The organism is Burkholderia sp. 22088, from assembly GCF_052045915.1.
GTDB lineage: Bacteria > Pseudomonadota > Gammaproteobacteria > Burkholderiales > Burkholderiaceae > Burkholderia > Burkholderia cepacia.
Genome location: NZ_JBQEPY010000002.1, coordinates 13,547 through 29,489, shown reverse-complemented (window position 1 = coordinate 29,489; position 15,943 = coordinate 13,547). Strand labels below are relative to the sequence as shown.

Annotated in this window: 12 protein-coding genes and 1 pseudogene; 8 read left to right on the top strand and 5 right to left on the bottom strand. The window is 68.6% G+C overall.

Translation table 11 applies throughout. The annotated features are described in order from the left end of the window. Positions 1-225: 225 nt before the first annotated feature. The gene (locus ACTJLD_RS03200) at positions 226-1,158 is read right to left on the bottom strand and encodes a LysR family transcriptional regulator (protein ID WP_059695231.1); all 933 of its coding nucleotides are present in this window, start codon (positions 1,156-1,158) and stop codon (positions 226-228) included. Between the two features lie 205 nt (positions 1,159-1,363). On the opposite strand from ACTJLD_RS03200, the gene ACTJLD_RS03195 reads away from it, so the two are divergent. The 3 genes from ACTJLD_RS03195 (at position 1,364) to ACTJLD_RS03185 (ending at position 7,330) form a co-directional block, all read left to right on the top strand. Next, positions 1,364-2,137, top strand: a complete 774-nt coding sequence (locus ACTJLD_RS03195; protein WP_027790773.1) for a putative hydro-lyase — start codon at positions 1,364-1,366, stop codon at positions 2,135-2,137. 102 nt (positions 2,138-2,239) lie between these two features. After that, positions 2,240-3,538: an MFS transporter gene (locus ACTJLD_RS03190; protein WP_027790774.1), complete on the top strand. Its 1,299-nt coding sequence runs from the start codon at positions 2,240-2,242 to the stop codon at positions 3,536-3,538. A 120-nt stretch (positions 3,539-3,658) separates the two neighbouring features. Beyond that, positions 3,659-7,330 carry a hydantoinase B/oxoprolinase family protein gene (locus ACTJLD_RS03185; protein WP_440657967.1) on the top strand — a complete coding sequence of 1,224 codons (3,672 nt, stop codon included), beginning with the start codon at positions 3,659-3,661 and terminating at the stop codon, positions 7,328-7,330. Positions 7,331-7,444: 114 nt separating this feature from the next. Here the strand turns inward: ACTJLD_RS03185 and ACTJLD_RS03180 are convergent, their stop codons facing one another. Continuing rightward, positions 7,445-7,642 (bottom strand): hypothetical protein, encoded by a 198-nt coding sequence (locus ACTJLD_RS03180; protein WP_440657966.1) that lies wholly within the window; start codon positions 7,640-7,642, stop codon positions 7,445-7,447. A gap of 291 nt (positions 7,643-7,933) precedes the next feature. Between ACTJLD_RS03180 and pdeR the strand changes: the two genes are divergently transcribed. Then, entirely contained in the window at positions 7,934-9,937 is a 2,004-nt protein-coding gene (gene pdeR, locus ACTJLD_RS03175) for a cyclic di-GMP phosphodiesterase (RefSeq protein WP_060171402.1), read from the top strand. 45 nt (positions 9,938-9,982) lie between these two features. On the opposite strand, the gene ACTJLD_RS03170 is transcribed toward pdeR, so the two are convergent. Further along, positions 9,983-10,846, bottom strand: coding sequence for a crotonase/enoyl-CoA hydratase family protein (locus ACTJLD_RS03170; protein ID WP_021161677.1), 864 nt, complete (start codon positions 10,844-10,846; stop codon positions 9,983-9,985). Positions 10,847-11,326: 480 nt separating this feature from the next. Here ACTJLD_RS03170 and ACTJLD_RS03165 point away from each other — a divergent pair, with 480 nt between their 5' ends. Next, complete coding sequence (locus ACTJLD_RS03165; RefSeq protein ID WP_414143179.1) at positions 11,327-11,611, top strand: hypothetical protein; 285 nt, start codon at positions 11,327-11,329, stop codon at positions 11,609-11,611. A gap of 12 nt (positions 11,612-11,623) precedes the next feature. Next, positions 11,624-12,229 (top strand): annotated as a pseudogene (locus tag ACTJLD_RS03160) (amino acid transporter); the annotation flags it as partial. A gap of 80 nt (positions 12,230-12,309) precedes the next feature. Here the strand turns inward: ACTJLD_RS03160 and ACTJLD_RS03155 are convergent. Beyond that, positions 12,310-12,468: a hypothetical protein gene (locus ACTJLD_RS03155; protein WP_021161679.1), complete on the bottom strand. Its 159-nt coding sequence runs from the start codon at positions 12,466-12,468 to the stop codon at positions 12,310-12,312. Positions 12,469-12,666: 198 nt separating this feature from the next. On the opposite strand from ACTJLD_RS03155, the gene ACTJLD_RS03150 reads away from it, so the two are divergent. Then, complete coding sequence (locus ACTJLD_RS03150) at positions 12,667-14,553, top strand: DUF3857 domain-containing transglutaminase family protein (RefSeq protein ID WP_440658261.1); 1,887 nt, start codon at positions 12,667-12,669, stop codon at positions 14,551-14,553. A gap of 63 nt (positions 14,554-14,616) precedes the next feature. Next, positions 14,617-14,784, top strand: a complete 168-nt coding sequence (locus ACTJLD_RS03145; protein ID WP_021161681.1) for a hypothetical protein — start codon at positions 14,617-14,619, stop codon at positions 14,782-14,784. Positions 14,785-14,889: 105 nt separating this feature from the next. Here the strand turns inward: ACTJLD_RS03145 and ACTJLD_RS03140 are convergent, their stop codons facing one another. Then, positions 14,890-15,939, bottom strand: a complete 1,050-nt coding sequence (locus tag ACTJLD_RS03140) for an AraC family transcriptional regulator (protein ID WP_060171396.1) — start codon at positions 15,937-15,939, stop codon at positions 14,890-14,892. Between the last annotated feature and the right edge of the window lie 4 nt (positions 15,940-15,943).

The following is a 15,943-nucleotide window of genomic DNA, read 5'->3' as shown; positions in this document are numbered from 1 at the left end:
CCTGCACCGGGAAATTAAATTGGCGCCAAGGCAAAGCGTCATGTCGAATCCGTTCGTGCGTTTATTGAATTACTCAAGATTCGCACCAGAAACGTCGAGCGGTGAGAGGAAGCCGGATTCGCTTCGATGGGCAACTCGGTGAGGCAGTGAACCCGCCCCCGTCCTGGTCACAAGCGAGATACCCGCTCAGGAACCCGAAAAACACAGCCTTGCGCGCCCCACGCCTCAAAGCGCTTCAACCAACCGCCGCGTACTCTTCTCGCAATACTCGTGACACGCGACCCGCGCCGCAATCGACGCGCCGTGCACGAACCTCGGCGCATCCGCCCGCCGCGACATCGACACGACGATCGACGGCGGTGACGGCTGCAGCGGCAGCTCGACGACTTCGCCGCTCTCGATCAGCGCATCGACGAACAGCACCGGAATCGCCGCGACGCCGAAACCGTCGCGCACGAGCTGAACGATCACGGAGATGGAAGGCGACCCGGTGATGCGCGTGTCCGACAGCGGCACGCCGTGCGCATGCGCAAGGGTACGGACGATATCCTCGAGCGCGCGGTGGGGCGCCGTACCGCGCCCGTACGTGAGAATCGGCTGGCGCAGCACCTGCCGCGCGAGGCCCGAGCGCGTATTCGGCAGCAGCCCCGCCCGCGCGATCCAGCGCACCGGATAGTTCGCGAGCGCATCGCATACGACCGACGCTTCGTCGCTGCCTTCCACGCGGATGATCAGGTCGAGCTCGCCGGCCATCAGCCGGCGCTGCAGCACGACGCTGACGTCGACGGTCAGATCGATTTCCAGCTGCGGATAGTCGGCCGCCAGCCGCCGCATGTAGTGCGGCAGCCAGCTGTGCACGACGGTCTCGATCACGCCGAGCCGCAGCTTCCCGCGCAGCGCACTTTCGCCGGACGCGGCGGCCTGCAGTTCCTGCGTCGCCTCGACCACGGCTTTCGCGTAGCCGAGCAGGTATTCGCCGTTCGGCGTGAGCCGGAACTCGCGGCTGTCGCGGTCGACGAGTACCGTCTGCAATTCGTCCTCGAGCGCCTTCAGGCGCTGCGAGATCGCGGCCGGTGTCGCGTGCAGCGCGGCGGCCGTCGTGCGGAAGTTGCGCAGCTTCGCGAGCGTGACGAAGGTTTCGAGAAAACGCGTGTTCATGGTGGTCGGCAAGGCGTTGGGCGCGCAGCTTGTCCCGCTGAAAAAATGAACGGGACTGGGGAAAACCCGGCTTCGTGTAAAGAAATTCTATACACGAAGCGCAAAAAAACTCGTTGGCGACAAAATTTTTTCTTTTCTATTCTTCGCCGTATCCGATGACACGGCACCGTCATCCCGACGACACACCGACAAGCGACAGAACCTCATGACGCCTTCCGAATTCCGCCAGTCCGTGCGCCGCGGCGCATTCCGCGGCCCGACCGCGGGCCATTGCGGTCCGTACGCGCAAGCGAACCTCGCGATCCTGCCCGATGCGTACGCGCACGATTTCCTGCGCTTCTGTCAGGCGAATCCGAAAGCCTGCCCGCTGCTGGGCGTCGGCGAACCGGGCGCGTTCCGGGTCGACGCGCTCGGCGAGGATCTCGACATCCGCACCGACGTGCCGAGCTACAACGTCTACCGCGACGGCCGCCTGACCGAGCGCGTCGAGTCGCTGGACGCGCTGTGGCGCGACGATTTCGTCGTGTTCGCGATCGGCTGCTCGTTCTCATTCGAGGACATGCTGGCCCGCGAAGGGATCGGCCTGCGCCACGTCGAGGAGGGGCGCAACGTGCCGATGTACCGCACGTCGATCCCGAACCGCCGGGCGGGGATCTTCGGTGGCCAGCTCGTCGTGTCGATGCGGCCGATGCGCGGCGCCGACGCGATCCGCGCGGTGCAGGTCACGAGCCGGTTTCCGGGCGTGCACGGTGCGCCGATTCATCTCGGCGATCCGCGCGAACTGGGCATCGCCGACCTGAACGCGCCCGAATTCGGCGACGCGGTGACGATCCGCGACGGCGAGCTGCCGGTGTTCTGGGCGTGCGGTGTGACGCCGCAAACGGCGCTGATGGACGCGAAGCTGCCGATCGCGATCGCGCACACGCCCGGCCACATGTTGATGACCGACATCACGAACGCGTCGCTGGCCGTATTCTGATCCGGGGCGACGACGGCCCGCACCACATATCGCACGACGTACCGCACCACATACCGCACGCACGACCGCCGTTTGACGGCGCATCACGACAGGAGCATCACCATGGAAAGCAAGACCCTCGCGGCGAACGCCGCGGAGCCCGCGAGCCCCGAGCGCAACGGCCTGTTCTCGTGGTACGGCGACGCGCAGCCGCGCGAGCGCCGCGCGTTCTGGAGCTGCAAGGTCGGCTACATGCTCGACGGGATGGACACGCAGATGCTGTCGTTCGTGATCCCGACGCTCGTCGCGACCTGGGGCATCTCGTTCGCGGATGCGGGCTTCATCGGCACGGTCACGCTGCTCGCATCGGCGGCCGGCGGCTGGATCGCCGGCATCCTGTCCGACCGGATCGGCCGCGTGCGCACACTGCAGCTCACGGTGCTGTGGTTCGCCGTGTTCACCGCGTTGTGCGGGCTCGCGCAGAACTACCATCAGCTGCTCGCCGCGCGCGCGCTGATGGGCTTCGGCTTCGGCGGCGAATGGACGGCCGGCGCCGTGCTGATCGGCGAAGTGATCCGCGCGCGCGACCGCGGCAAGGCGGTCGGCCTCGTGCAGTCGGGCTGGGCGATCGGCTGGGGGCTGTGCGCGCTGCTGTATGCGCTGCTGTTCTCGGTGCTGCCCGCCGAGCAGGCGTGGCGCGCGCTGTTCCTCGTCGGGCTCGCACCGGCACTGCTGGTCGTCGCGATCCGCCGCTACGTGAAGGAGCCGGACGTCTACGAAAAGGAGAAGGCCGCGCAGGCGAAAGTGGCCGACGCGCCGCGCCTCACCGAGATCTTCGCGCCGAAGCTGATCACGACGACGCTGCGCGCGGCGCTGCTGACGACCGGCGCGCAGGGCGGCTACTACGCGATCACGACGTGGCTGCCGACCTTCCTGAAGACCGAGCGTCACCTCACGGTGATGGGCACCGGCGGTTATCTGGCGATGATCATCTTCGGCTCGTGGGTCGGCTACCTGACGAGCGCGTACCTGACCGACCGCCTCGGCCGCAAGCCGAACTTCATCCTGTTCGCGCTCGGCTCGATGGTGATCGCGTTCGCGTACACGTCGCTGAACCTGACCAACGCGTCGATGCTATGGCTCGGTTTTCCGCTCGGCTTCTTCGCATCGGGCATCTTCTCCGGGATGGGCGCATTCCTCACCGAACTGTTCCCGACCCGCGTGCGGGGCTCCGGCCAGGGCTTCTGCTACAACGTGGGCCGCGCGATCGGTGCGCTGTTCCCGTTCCTGATCGGCGCGCTGTCCAAGCAATACGGGCTCGGCATGAGCATCGGCATTTTCGCGGTCGCCGCATACGGCGTGGTGATCGTCGCCGCGCTGACGCTGCCCGAGACACGCGGCCGCGAACTCGACGCCGCCTGAACCGGCGGGGCGGTCCGCCCCGCGTTTTCTTCCCCCTTTCATCGACACCGTGACATGGCGCGCCGCGCGCGCCGTGCGGCGGCGCTCGTCCTCGATTTCACGACGCATCGACCCGACATCATGACTGACCGACACGACACCCCCGTTTCCTCCGACGCCGCGCGCTGGCAATTCTGGATCGACCGCGGCGGCACGTTCACCGACATCGTCGCGCGCCGGCCCGACGGCACGCTCGTCACGCACAAGCTGCTGTCGGAGAACCCCGAGCAGTACCGCGACGCGGCCGTGGCCGGGATTCGCCACCTGCTGGGCCTCGCGGCCGGCGAGCCGATCACGCCCGCGCGCGTCGACATGGTGAAGATGGGCACGACGGTCGCGACCAACGCGCTGCTCGAACGCAAGGGCGAACGCACCGCGCTCGCGACGACGCGCGGTTTTCGCGACGTGCTGCGCATCGCGTACCAGAACCGGCCGCGCCTGTTCGATCTCGACATCGTGCTGCCCGATGCGCTGTACGAAACCGTCGTCGAGATCGACGAGCGCATCGGCGCGCACGGCGACGTCGTCGTGCCGCTCGACGCGGAGCAGGCCGAAGCGTCGCTGCGCCGCGTGTACGACTCGGGCGTGCGCGCGCTCGCGATCGTGCTGATCCACGGCTATCGCTACACCGCGCACGAGCGCGCGCTGGCCGCGCTGGCGCGCCGGATCGGCTTCACGCAGGTATCGGTGTCGCACGAGGTGTCGCCGCTGATGAAGATGGTGTCGCGCGGCGACACAACCGTCGTCGATGCGTACCTGTCGCCGATCCTGCGTCGTTATGTCGAGCAGGTCGCGCACGAGATGCCGGGCGTGAACCTGCAGTTCATGCAGAGCAGCGGCGGCCTCACGCGTGCCGACGCGTTCCAGGGCAAGGACGCGATCCTGTCGGGCCCGGCCGGCGGCATCGTCGGGATGGTGCGCGCCGCGCAGGCGGCCGGCTTCGAGCGCGTGATCGGCTTCGACATGGGCGGCACGTCGACGGACGTGTCGCACTACCACGGCGAGTTCGAGCGCGTGTTCGAGACGCAGGTGGCCGGCGTGCGGATGCGCGCGCCGATGATGAGCATCCATACGGTGGCCGCCGGCGGCGGCTCGGTGCTGGGCTTCGACGGCGCGCGGCTGCGCGTCGGGCCCGAGTCGGCCGGCGCGAACCCGGGGCCGGCCGCGTACCGGCGCGGCGGCCCGCTGACGGTGACCGACTGCAACGTGATGCTCGGCAAGATCCAGCCCGATCATTTCCCGCGCGTGTTCGGCCCGCATGCGGACGAACCGCTCGACCGCGACGGCGTGGTCGCGAAGTTCGCCGCGCTCGCCGACGAGATCCACGCGGCGACCGGGCGGCGCGAGACGCCCGAGGCGCTCGCCGAAGGTTTCCTGGAAATCGCGATCGGCAGCATGGCGAACGCGATCAAGAAGATCTCGGTGCAGCGCGGCCACGACGTGTCGCGCTACGTGCTGACGACGTTCGGCGGCGCGGGCGGCCAGCATGCGTGCGGCGTGGCCGACGCGCTCGGGATGACGCAGGTGTTCGCGCACCCGCTCGCGGGCGTGTTGTCCGCATACGGGATGGGCCTCGCCGACCAGACCGCGATGCGCGAACGCGCGGTCGAAGCGGTGTTGTCCGACGCGTCGCTGCCGGCGCTGAACGCGGCGCTCGACCGGCTGGCCGACGAGGCCGTCGGCGCGCTGCTCGAACAGGGCGTGCCGCAGGCGCGGATCGCGATCGAGCGCCGCGTGCACCTGCGCTACCAGGGCACCGATTCGACGCTCGACGTGCCGGCCGGCAGCGTCGCCGCGATGCAGCAGGCATTCGAGACCGCGTACCGGCAGCGCTACGCGTTCCTGATGCCCGGCACGCCGCTGGTGGCCGAACTCGCGTCGGTCGAGGCGATCGGCCGCTCCGACGCGCCGGTGGAGATCGCCCCGCTCGCGCCGCGCGGCGACGGCAGCGACGGCAGCGACGGCAGCGATGGCGGCGCTGGCGCACTGCGCGCGCATTCCGCGGTGCGCTTTTATTCCGGCGGCCAATGGCACGACGCGGCGCTCTACGTGCGCGACACGCTGCTGGCTGGCGACGCGATCGACGGCCCGGCGATCGTCGCGGAAAAGAACGGCACGACCGTCGTCGAGCCCGGCTGGCGCGCGCAGATGACCGCGCAGGGCAACCTCGTGCTGACACGCACGACGCCGCTGCCGACGCGCCGCTCGCTTGGCACCGACGCCGACCCGGTGCGGCTCGAGATCTTCAACAACCTGTTCATGTCGATCGCCGAGCAGATGGGGCTGCGGCTGCAGAACACCGCGTACTCGGTGAACATCAAGGAGCGGCTCGACTTCTCGTGCGCGATCTTCGACGGCGACGGCAACCTGATCGCGAACGCGCCGCACATGCCGGTGCACCTGGGCTCGATGGGCGAGAGCATCCGCACGGTGATCGAGCGCAACCGCGGCCGCATGCGCGACGGCGACGTGTTCATGCTGAACGATCCGTATCACGGCGGCACGCACCTGCCGGACGTGACCGTCATCACGCCGGTGTTCGCGGACGGTTCGGACGCGCCGCTGTTCTACGTCGGCTCGCGCGGCCACCACGCGGACATCGGCGGCACGACGCCGGGCTCGATGCCGCCCGATTCGACGCATATCGACGAGGAAGGCGTGCTGATCGACAACTGGCAGCTCGTGTCGGCCGGCACGCTGCGCGATGCGGAAACCCGCGCGCTGCTCGCGTCGGGCCGCTACCCGGCGCGCAACGTCGAGCAGAACATGGCCGACCTGCGCGCGCAGGTCGCCGCGAACCAGAAGGGCGTCGACGAGCTGCGCCGGATGGTCGCGCAGTTCGGCCGCGACGTCGTGCTCGCGTTCATGGGGCACGTGCAGGACAACGCGGAAGAAGCGGTGCGGCGCGTGATCGGCGCGCTGCAGGACGGCGCGTACCGCTACCCGCTCGACAACGGCGCGGAGATTCGTGTCGCGATCCGCGTCGACCGGGCCGCGCGGCGCGCGGAAATCGATTTCACGGGCACGTCCGCGCAGCTCGACAACAACTTCAACGCGCCGAAGGCCGTATGCATGGCCGCCGTGCTGTACGTGTTCCGCACGCTGGTCGGCGACGACATCCCGCTGAACGCCGGCTGCCTGAAGCCGCTCACGGTGATCGTGCCGGCCCGCTCGATGCTGAATCCCGAGTATCCGGCGGCGGTCGTGTCGGGTAACGTCGAGACGTCGTCGGCCATCACCAACGCGCTGTACGGCGCGCTCGGCTGCGTCGCGTCGAGCCAGGGAACGATGAATAACTTCACATTCGGCAACGATCGCTACCAGTACTACGAGACGATTGCGGGCGGCAGCGGTGCCGGCGACGGCTTCGCGGGCGTCGGCGCGGTGCAGACGCACATGACGAACTCGCGGCTCACCGATCCGGAGGTGCTGGAATGGCGCTACCCGGTGCGACTCGATTCGCACCGCATCCGCGCCGGGTCGGGCGGCGGCGGCCGCTGGCGCGGCGGCGACGGCGCGGTGCGGCGGATCCGCTTCCTCGAGCCGATGACCGCGTCGATCCTGTCGAACAACCGGATCCACGCGCCGTTCGGCGCGGCGGGCGGCGAGGCCGGCGCGCTCGGCCGCAACACGATCGAGCGCGCGGACGGCACGGTCGAGGCGCTCGAGCATATCGGCCGTGCGCAGATGGCGCCGGGCGACGTGTTCGTCGTCGAAACCCCGGGCGGCGGCGGATACGGCGCGGCGGGCTGAGCCGGGCGACCGGCGTGGGCGACCGGCGTGGGCGACCGGCGTGGGCGACCGGCGTGGGAGCCCCGCGCCGGTGCGCGGATAACATTGCAACGGACTGTGGAATAAAGCCGTGCATTAATGCCCGAACGGAATCAAAAAATACGGGAAATCGGATCGCAGGAACGCGATCCGACCCTGTCGCCACGATCCCGCCGCATCGCTGTCCCGGTATTCCGAAATCGGCCGCAAACGCCCGCCCGGCGGGGCGTTCAGCCTGCCGCGCCAGACTCGTTGCGCACCGTCGCACCCGCGTTCAGGCAGGCTGCCAATCATGAAAAATCCGGCTTGCCAATCGAGTCCCAATTCCTTGACACTCCGCTCTAAATGTGAGTGCCATTCTCGATCGTCATTTGATAAGATGGCTCTCATCATTCGTTAGGCACAACCTGCGCGCATCATGCGCGAACGCCGGGTCGCATTAGCTGGAAACAAGTACGGGACGAGGCCCATCATCACGGCAACCACGGTTGCCCTTCCGGGAGCGCGCGCTGCGCGGCCCGGAAGGGCGGTCGGCCGACTCGCCTCCGTCTACACTGTGCGTTTTTTCTGGATCGGGGCGTCTCCATGGATGACGAAAACGATAGCGCGGTGCTCGAGGCGCACGTCGGTACGCGCAGCCCCTGCTGGCGTCTCGGCAGCGACAGCAATGCACTCGAACTGGCGGCCGTCCGCGGGCTGACCAACGTCGCCGTCGCGCTGACGGCCGAACAGGCCGCGAGCATCCGCGCGCTGACCGGCGTCACGTCGCACCTCGTGCTCGACATCGCGCTGTTCGGCGAACCGGTCAGGCTCCATCTCGTTGGCCGGAAGGTCGACACGAGCAACTGGGCCGGCACCGCCTCCGCCTATTCCGATGCCGAGTCCGTCGCGATCGATCTCGCGCACGGGCTCGCGTTCGCCGAACAGGTCGTGTCGGAGGTGAACTCGCTCGTCGTGATCCTCGACCGCAACGGGATGGTGCAGCGCTTCAACCGCCTGTGCGAGGAAGTGACGGGCAAGCGGGAGGTCGACGTGATCGGCCGCAGCGCGTTCGAGCTGTTCATGAGCCCGGAGCAGGGCGCGCAGTCGCGCAGCAACATCACCGGCTTTTTCGCGAGCAACCAGTCGTTCGCGGTCGAGCGCTACATCAATACGGTCAACGGGCCGCGCCTGTTCCAGTTCCGCAACAAGTTCGTCCAGAGCGGCAGCGGGGTCGACGAGCAGTTCCTGATCTGCTCGGGCATCGACATCACCGAGGAGCGCAGCGCGCAGCAGCGGCTCACCGAACTCGCGAACACCGACGTGCTCACCGGGCTGCCGAACCGCCATGCGATCAGCGAGCGCATCCACGCGGCGATCGCCGCCGAAACCGCCGCGACGCGCGGGCAGGTCGGCATCCTGTTCCTCGATCTCGACAACTTCAAGCGCGTCAACGATCACTACGGGCACATCACCGGCGACCGGCTGCTGCAGGACGTGTCGGCGATCATCAGCGGCTGCCTGCCGTCCGGCGCGACGCTCGCGCGGCTCGGCGGCGACGAATTCCTCGTGCTGTTCGAGCACGGCACGCGGCCGCTGCTCGAAGCGACCGCGCAGATCATTCTCGAGCGGCTGCGCACGCCGATCCATCTCGGGCTGATGGAGGTCTACACGAGCTGCTCGATCGGCATCGCGATGCATCCGCAGCACGGCGACTCGCTCGAGACGCTGATCCGCAGCGCGGATACCGCGATGTACGTCGCGAAGGAAGAGGGCAAGCATACGTACCGCGTGTTCTCGCTGGAGATGAACCAGAAGGTCGCGAAGTACATGTGGCTCGACACGAACCTGCGCAAGGCGCTCGAAGAGGAGCAGTTCGTGCTGCACTACCAGCCGGTCGTCGATATCGCGACCGGCGACGTGCATGGCGTCGAGGCGCTGATCCGCTGGCAGTCGCCCGATCGCGGGCTCGTCGCGCCGATCGAATTCATCCGCTTCGCGGAGGAGTCGGGCCTGATCGCGCCGCTCGGGCGCTGGGTGATGCGCACCGCGGCCGCGCAGGCCGCCGCGTGGAAGGCGAAGGGGCTCGGTATCCGGATCGCGGTGAACGTGTCCGCGCGGCAGTTGCAGGACATGAACATCGTGCACCAGATGGCGTCGATCCTCGACGCCGCGGGGCTGAAGCCCGGCCTGCTCGACATCGAGCTGACCGAGAGCTGCTTCATCGAGGACGAGGATGCGGCCAACGGGCTGATGCGCCAGTTCCGCCAGCTCGGCGCGGAGATCCATCTCGACGATTTCGGCACCGGCTATTCGTCGCTGTCGCAGTTGTCGCGCCTGCCGCTCGACGCGATCAAGCTCGACCGCAGCTTCATCACGGCCATCGACCGCAATCCGCGCTCGCAGGCGCTGGTGCGCTCGGTCGTGTCGCTCGCGAAGGCGCTGAATTTCGTGGTGATCGCCGAAGGTGTCGAAACGCATGCGGAAGCCGAATTCCTCAAGCAGCTCGACGTCGATCACGCGCAGGGCTACTACTACGCGCGCCCGATGCCGGCACAGGCGTTCGAGGCGTGGCTCGCGGAGACGAGAAAGCTCAGGCTGATCGCCTGAGCTCCGTTCATGAAAGGGCGCCGCCCGCAAGCGGCGCCCGTCGCACTACACCGTGCGCAGCTTCGACACGCGCCGGTTCTGCAGCATCACGAGGCGTTCCATGTACGCGAGATCCTTCGGCTCGATCGTGAACGCCGCATGCACCCATGCTTCCGTGATGTCCATCAGCTCGGAGCGCGACAGCTGGAACACCCGCTCGCGTGCGCGCAGCATCGCGCGCACGCCGTTCAGCTTCGGCTTCGTCACGTCGATGAAGGTACGCGTCGCGAGATACGCGTCACCCGCGTCGAACGTCTGGTCGATCAGGCCGCGATCCTCGTACCACTCGGATGCGTGCGCTTCACCGGTCGCGATCAGCTGCTCCGCGAGGCCCCGATCGGCCTTGCGCGCGACGAGCGAATAGCCGCCCATGCCCGGGAACAGGTTGAACGCGATCTCGGGGAACCCGAGCTTCACGCCCTTCTGCGCGAGCACGTAGTGATGCGCGAGCGCGGCCTCGAAGCCGCCGCCGAGCGCGCTGCCCTCGACCATCGCGATCGAGATCGCCCCGGTGCCGAAGCCCGTGTAGATCTCGTACACGCCGTCGATGCACGAGCGCGCGTAGGCCATCAGCAGGTCGCGCTTGCCGCTGCGGATCGCGTCGACGAAGAAGCTCAGGTCGCCGCCGACGTTGAACAGCTCGGGGACGAGCGAGCCCGTCACCCAGAAGTCGAACGGCAGGCCCGAGTCGCGTGCGACGCGTGCGAGATGGATGATGTCGGTAACGAGTTGCTGGTTGAAGCACGGCCGCGGCTCCGATCGCAGCATCATCCACATGACATTACGTCCTTCTTCGTAAAAGGCAGTCAGTTGCGTGAGTTCGCCGGCTTCATAAAACGGGCGGCACGCGGGATGGGATTGGAGTTGCATGGTATGTCCTCGAGAGATGTGGTTTTTGAAGACCGTCGCGCCCGGTGCCGAGCGGGAGACGGGTTTCCCGCAGGGCGCCGGGCGCGAGGCATCGCCATTGTTGCGCGCGCACAAAAGTCGAATTGCGGGGAACAACGCACGAACAGGACGCAGGTGCCGGTCGCGCCGGGGCGTGCGGGGAAAGTGGCGGCGAGCGGGGCGGGCCGGTATCGGGCGGTATGAGGTGTGAGGCCGGCTGGCGGGGGAAGGCGGCCGGCAAGATCGCCGTGAAGGTCGCCGGGGCAGGGTCGTCGTGTTGCGCGAGTGCGTGCAGGTGGACGATCCGGCGCGTGGCTGCCGGCGTCGTTCGTTGACACGCCGAAAGCGGTGCCGGGCCGCCGGGCGGCCCCTGTGGAAGATGTGGACTGGCGCCGTACCAGTGCGTCGATCAGTCTTGAAGGATCACGCAGCGCGTGGCACCGGGCGTTCCGGGAGGGGACCATGACCGCCTTCCGGAGGGTGTGGCAATTGCTCGTCGGCAGGCTGTTTGACCCCCTCGATCCGCGCACGCGGCATGCGATCGCCGTGACGCCGCTGCTGGCCCGGGGCGGGCTCGGCGCCGACGGCCTGTCGTCGGCGTGCTACGGCCCGGAGGAGGCATTCCTCGCGCTGGCACACCGCACGCCGCTCGCATTGTTCCTCGCACTCGCGACGGCGGCCACCGTGTTCATCATCTCGCTCGGCTGCAACCAGGTGATCGCGCTGTTTCCGACGGGCGGCGGCTAGCGCGCCGCGACGTCGCTGTGCGTGACGAGTGCGGTGATCGCGCTGTGCTTCACGATCAACCGCCGCTACGCGTATACGCGCGCGCAGCTCGCCAAGGAGGACGAACTGTTCTCGGGCAAGCCGCCTGAAGCCGACGAGGCGACCGCGCCGGGCAGGCCCGATCCGTCGCAACCACCGGCCGTGCTGCTGGTCGGCAAGCATCGCGGCGCGAGCATGCGCGTGCTGCTGTGGGTTACCGGCTGTTTCCCGGGCACTTCCGCAACGTGATCGACCTCGCGGTCGGCGAGGTCGATGCGAAGGCATACGACGGGCACGAACATCTCGAACGGCTGCGTCACGCGATCACCGAAGCTCGGCAACGATGTCGCGCATTGCCGTCGCAGCGGCATCGCGGCCGACTACCGGATCGCGCTCGGCACGAACTCCGTCGTCGAATTCATGAACCGCGCGTCGTCGACGCTCGACGAGTATCCGAACGCCGCGAGCTTCGCGAGCCAGCTGATCTTCCGTCGCGTGAATTGCCTCACGGCCTGGCTGCACAACCAGACGCCTGTCGAGTTGCAGGCGTGTCTGCACGTCGATGGCAAGCAGACGGTGCTGCTGCCGATGAACGTCGGTCAGCGGGACGGGCAGCCGCGATGCACACCCGCGTGGACGCGACGCGGCAAGCGCCGCCGGCGACTGCCCCTTGGCGGCCGTCAGGGCCGATGATGCCGATGCGGACGGTTCGGCCGCCGCAGCAGCGGATGATGGAATCTGGCTCTCGCGCGGTCGCGCCCCGGTCGCTTGAAGAAGAACAGCGCGGCGAGCGCGGCGAATGCCAGCAGGACGACGCCTTCCACGATTGCGCTTTCCATGGTGCCTCCCGGCCGCGCGCGATGACACATCGATGACTCATTGTAGGTCGGCCTGCACCGGCTTGACGCGTGCGGATGCGTCGCCCACACTGGCCGGCACGAGGGCCGCGCGCGTGACCTTGCCCGCCGCGCGGCCGCGTTTTCCGAACCGCGACGAGGTGCGATGTGGTGCGCTTTTCTGTCGGCCTGGCCGGCTGGATGTTGGCATGTGCCGTTGCGCTCGGCGCATCGCATGCGGCCGGTGCGAGCCCGGGCGCGAACGTGGCCGCCGATGCGCCGCACGACACGGCCGGCACGGCGCCCGTCACGCTCGTCAGCGACGTCCATGAATTCGTGATCCAGCACGACGGTTCGCTCGACGAGCACGACGATTCGACGCTGCGCGCGAACAACGCGAACGGCATCGACGCCGTCGCGCAGCGTTACGTGTGGTTCGACAAGAATCTCGAGAAGGTGGACCTGCTCGCGGCCGAGACGATCGACCGCGACGGTGTCGCGCATCCGGTCGGCGTGGACGGCATCCGCGACGTGCAGGAACCGCGCTCGGCCGGCGCGCCGACGTTCCAGGACGGGCTGTTGCGCACCGTCGTGTTTCCCGGCGTCGAAGCCGGGTCGAGCACGCGCGTGGCGTTCCGCAAGACCCGCACGAAGCCCGTCAACCGCGGTTACTTCGGCTACACCGTGGAGCCGTCGCGCGAGCCGGTCGACAACCAGCGGCTGATCTTCGACCTGCCGGCCGACATGCCGCTGTACGCGGATGCGCGCGGCTACGTCGCGCTGCCGCCGGTCACGGCGAACGGCCGCACGCGCTACGAGTTCGACTACCGGCACGGCCCGTACGACCGCATCGAGAACGGCGCGGTCGGCTACGCGACCTACGGCGACCGGCTCGTCGTGTCGACGCTGCCCGACTATGCGGCGTTCGCTGCGCGCTACCGCAACGCGGCCGTCGATCCGGGCACGGACGATCCGGCCGTGACGCAACTGGCGCGCACGCTGACCGCGGGCGCCGCCGATCCGCGCGACAAGGCGCGCATCCTGTACGACTGGGTGCAGGCGAACGTGCGCTACGTCGGGCTGTTTCTCGGCGAAACGGCTGCCGCGCCGCATCGCGTCACCGACATCCTGCGCAACCGCTACGGTGACTGCAAGGATCATGTCGCGCTGTTCGGTGCGCTGCTCGCGGCGGTCGGCATCCGCAGCGAACCGGTGCTGATCAATCTCGGGTCCGTCTACACGCTGCCGTCGGTGCCCGGTTACGGCGGCGGGGCGATCAATCATGCGATCACGTGGCTGCCCGATCTCGCCCGCTTTGCGGATACGACGACGTCCGGCATCGCGTTCGGCTATCTGCCGCCCATCGTGATGGATCGCCCCGCGCTGCTCGTCGATTCGGGCGTGCTGTCGCGCACCCCGGCCACGCAGCCGCGCGGCCGCCTCGCGCGCGTCGAAATCGATGCGGCCGGGCCGGGCGCCGCGCAGTTTCACGCGTACATCGAGGATGACGGCTGGACTGCCGAACTCGAACGCAACCTGTTTCGCCGCGCGACACCCGACGCCATCGTCCAGCTCGCGAACAACCGTCTGCGGCAAAGCGGCTTGCGCGGCCGCGCGCAACTGTCGACCAGCGACCGGCGCGTGACCGACGGGCCGTTCGACGTGACGCTTTCCGGCACGCTCGATCATTTCGTATGGCCCGACGGCACGACCGCGTTGCCCGCGCTGTCGAGCCTGACGGGCGGCATCGCGACGCAGGTCGAGAGCTGGCTGGCCGAACCCGTGCGCACGCAGCCGTGGGGCTGTATCGGCGGCACGTTCGACGAGACCGGCCAGATCGCGCTGCCGGCCGACGTCACGGTGACCGACCTGCCGGCCGATACGGCCGTGCACGACCGCTTCGTCGACTTCACGTCGCATTACGTATTCGACGCGGCCGCGCATGTCGTGCAGGTCTCGCGGCGGATGACGGCGGATTTCGGCCGCCAGGTGTGTACGCCGGACGAATTCACGGCGTTGCGCGCGTCGCTCGAACGCATCGAGCGCGACACGCAGGCGCAGATCGTCGTGCGGGCGAAAGGGCGCTGAACGTCGATCGGGCAGGGGACGCGAGCGCGTGGAGACCATCGGTCGGCGCGCAGGAGGGACATCATGACGGAACGGGATCACGAGATCGCCGATCTCTCGAAGGAATTGCTGGGCCGGATCGTGCAAGGCACCGTTGCCGGCGGCGCGGTGGTGGATGCGGAGCAGTGCGCGGCGCTTGCCGTGCAGTGCGCGACGGCGCTGGTCGACAGGCTGGAAGCGCGCAGCGGCTGAGCGCGGCAATCACGCGTGGCGGCAATTCGGGCGACCGCTGGCGGCTGCCGGCGGCCGCGGCTGGCATCACGCGCGATACATGGCGCGTGCGTGACACGTCGCGCCTTACGCTTCGACGCGCGCCTCGCCGTCCGCGCGCACGGCGCCCGGCGGCTTGCCCACCACGCGCTTGAACGCACGGCTGAACGCGGCGAGCGAGCCGTAGCCGAGCCGGTACGCGACGGCCTCGATCGTCTCGTGGTCGCGCGTGATCCATTGCGCGGCGAGCCGCATCCGCAGCTCGGTCAGGTAGCGCACGGGTGTCATCCCGGTGGCCGCGAGAAAGCGTTCGGCGAACACCGAACGTGACACGCCCGCTTCGGTGGCGAGTTCCGCCACGCTCCAGTTGCGGCCCGGATCGCGATGCAGCGCGACGATTGCGCGGCCGAGCTTCGGTTCGCGCAGCGCCTGCACCCAGCCCGTCGCGTCGCCGCAGCCGCATTCGACCCAGCCGCGCACGATGAACGCCGCGACCACGTCCGCGAGCCGCGCGAGGATGCCGGCGAAGCCCGCGCGCGCCGAGCAGGATTCGCGCTCCATCGCATCGAGCATCGGGCGGATTTCCGGGTAGCGCGCGAGCAGCGTGCCGACGTGCATGAACTCGGGCATCGTGCCGACGAGCGGCTGCATGCCGCCGAGATCGAGCTCCATGCACGCGCTGAAGATCAGCGCGTCGCCGGCACCCGGCTCGGTTGTCGCGCAGCTTGCCGGCGACGCGCCCGCCGATGCCACCGACGCGACCGTATCGCAGATCTTCGCGACCTCGAAGCCGTTGATCTCGCGGCACGGCGCATCGGGGTCGGAGACCAGCGCGTGCATGCCGCCGTGCGGCAGCAGGATCGCGTCGCCGGCTTCGAGCTGCATCGTCTCGCCGTTCGCGTCGCGCAGCAGCACGGGCCCGCGCCCGACGAAATGGAACTGCGCGCGGCCCGGCGCATCGCCGAAACTCAGCCCAAACGGCCGCGCCACCTGGATGCGGCGGTACTGGACGCCGCTCAGGCGCATCCCCAGCAGCAGTTCGCTGACGAGGTCGTGTACGTCGGACGCGGACGAAGGCAAGGGCTCGGACATGGCGAGATTCGGACGATCGATCAACAAGAGCGGATTGTATGTCATAGAC

Coding starts and splice junctions, on each gene's coding strand:
- ACTJLD_RS03200 (WP_059695231.1), bottom strand. CDS start 1,158: ATGAACACGCGTTTTCTCGAAACCTTCGTCACGCTCGCGAAGCTGCGC.
- ACTJLD_RS03195 (WP_027790773.1), top strand. CDS start 1,364: ATGACGCCTTCCGAATTCCGCCAGTCCGTGCGCCGCGGCGCATTCCGC.
- ACTJLD_RS03190 (WP_027790774.1), top strand. CDS start 2,240: ATGGAAAGCAAGACCCTCGCGGCGAACGCCGCGGAGCCCGCGAGCCCC.
- ACTJLD_RS03185 (WP_440657967.1), top strand. CDS start 3,659: ATGACTGACCGACACGACACCCCCGTTTCCTCCGACGCCGCGCGCTGG.
- ACTJLD_RS03180 (WP_440657966.1), bottom strand. CDS start 7,642: ATGATTGGCAGCCTGCCTGAACGCGGGTGCGACGGTGCGCAACGAGTC.
- pdeR (WP_060171402.1), top strand. CDS start 7,934: ATGGATGACGAAAACGATAGCGCGGTGCTCGAGGCGCACGTCGGTACG.
- ACTJLD_RS03170 (WP_021161677.1), bottom strand. CDS start 10,846: ATGCAACTCCAATCCCATCCCGCGTGCCGCCCGTTTTATGAAGCCGGC.
- ACTJLD_RS03165 (WP_414143179.1), top strand. CDS start 11,327: ATGACCGCCTTCCGGAGGGTGTGGCAATTGCTCGTCGGCAGGCTGTTT.
- ACTJLD_RS03155 (WP_021161679.1), bottom strand. CDS start 12,468: ATGGAAAGCGCAATCGTGGAAGGCGTCGTCCTGCTGGCATTCGCCGCG.
- ACTJLD_RS03150 (WP_440658261.1), top strand. CDS start 12,667: ATGTTGGCATGTGCCGTTGCGCTCGGCGCATCGCATGCGGCCGGTGCG.
- ACTJLD_RS03145 (WP_021161681.1), top strand. CDS start 14,617: ATGACGGAACGGGATCACGAGATCGCCGATCTCTCGAAGGAATTGCTG.
- ACTJLD_RS03140 (WP_060171396.1), bottom strand. CDS start 15,939: ATGACATACAATCCGCTCTTGTTGATCGATCGTCCGAATCTCGCCATG.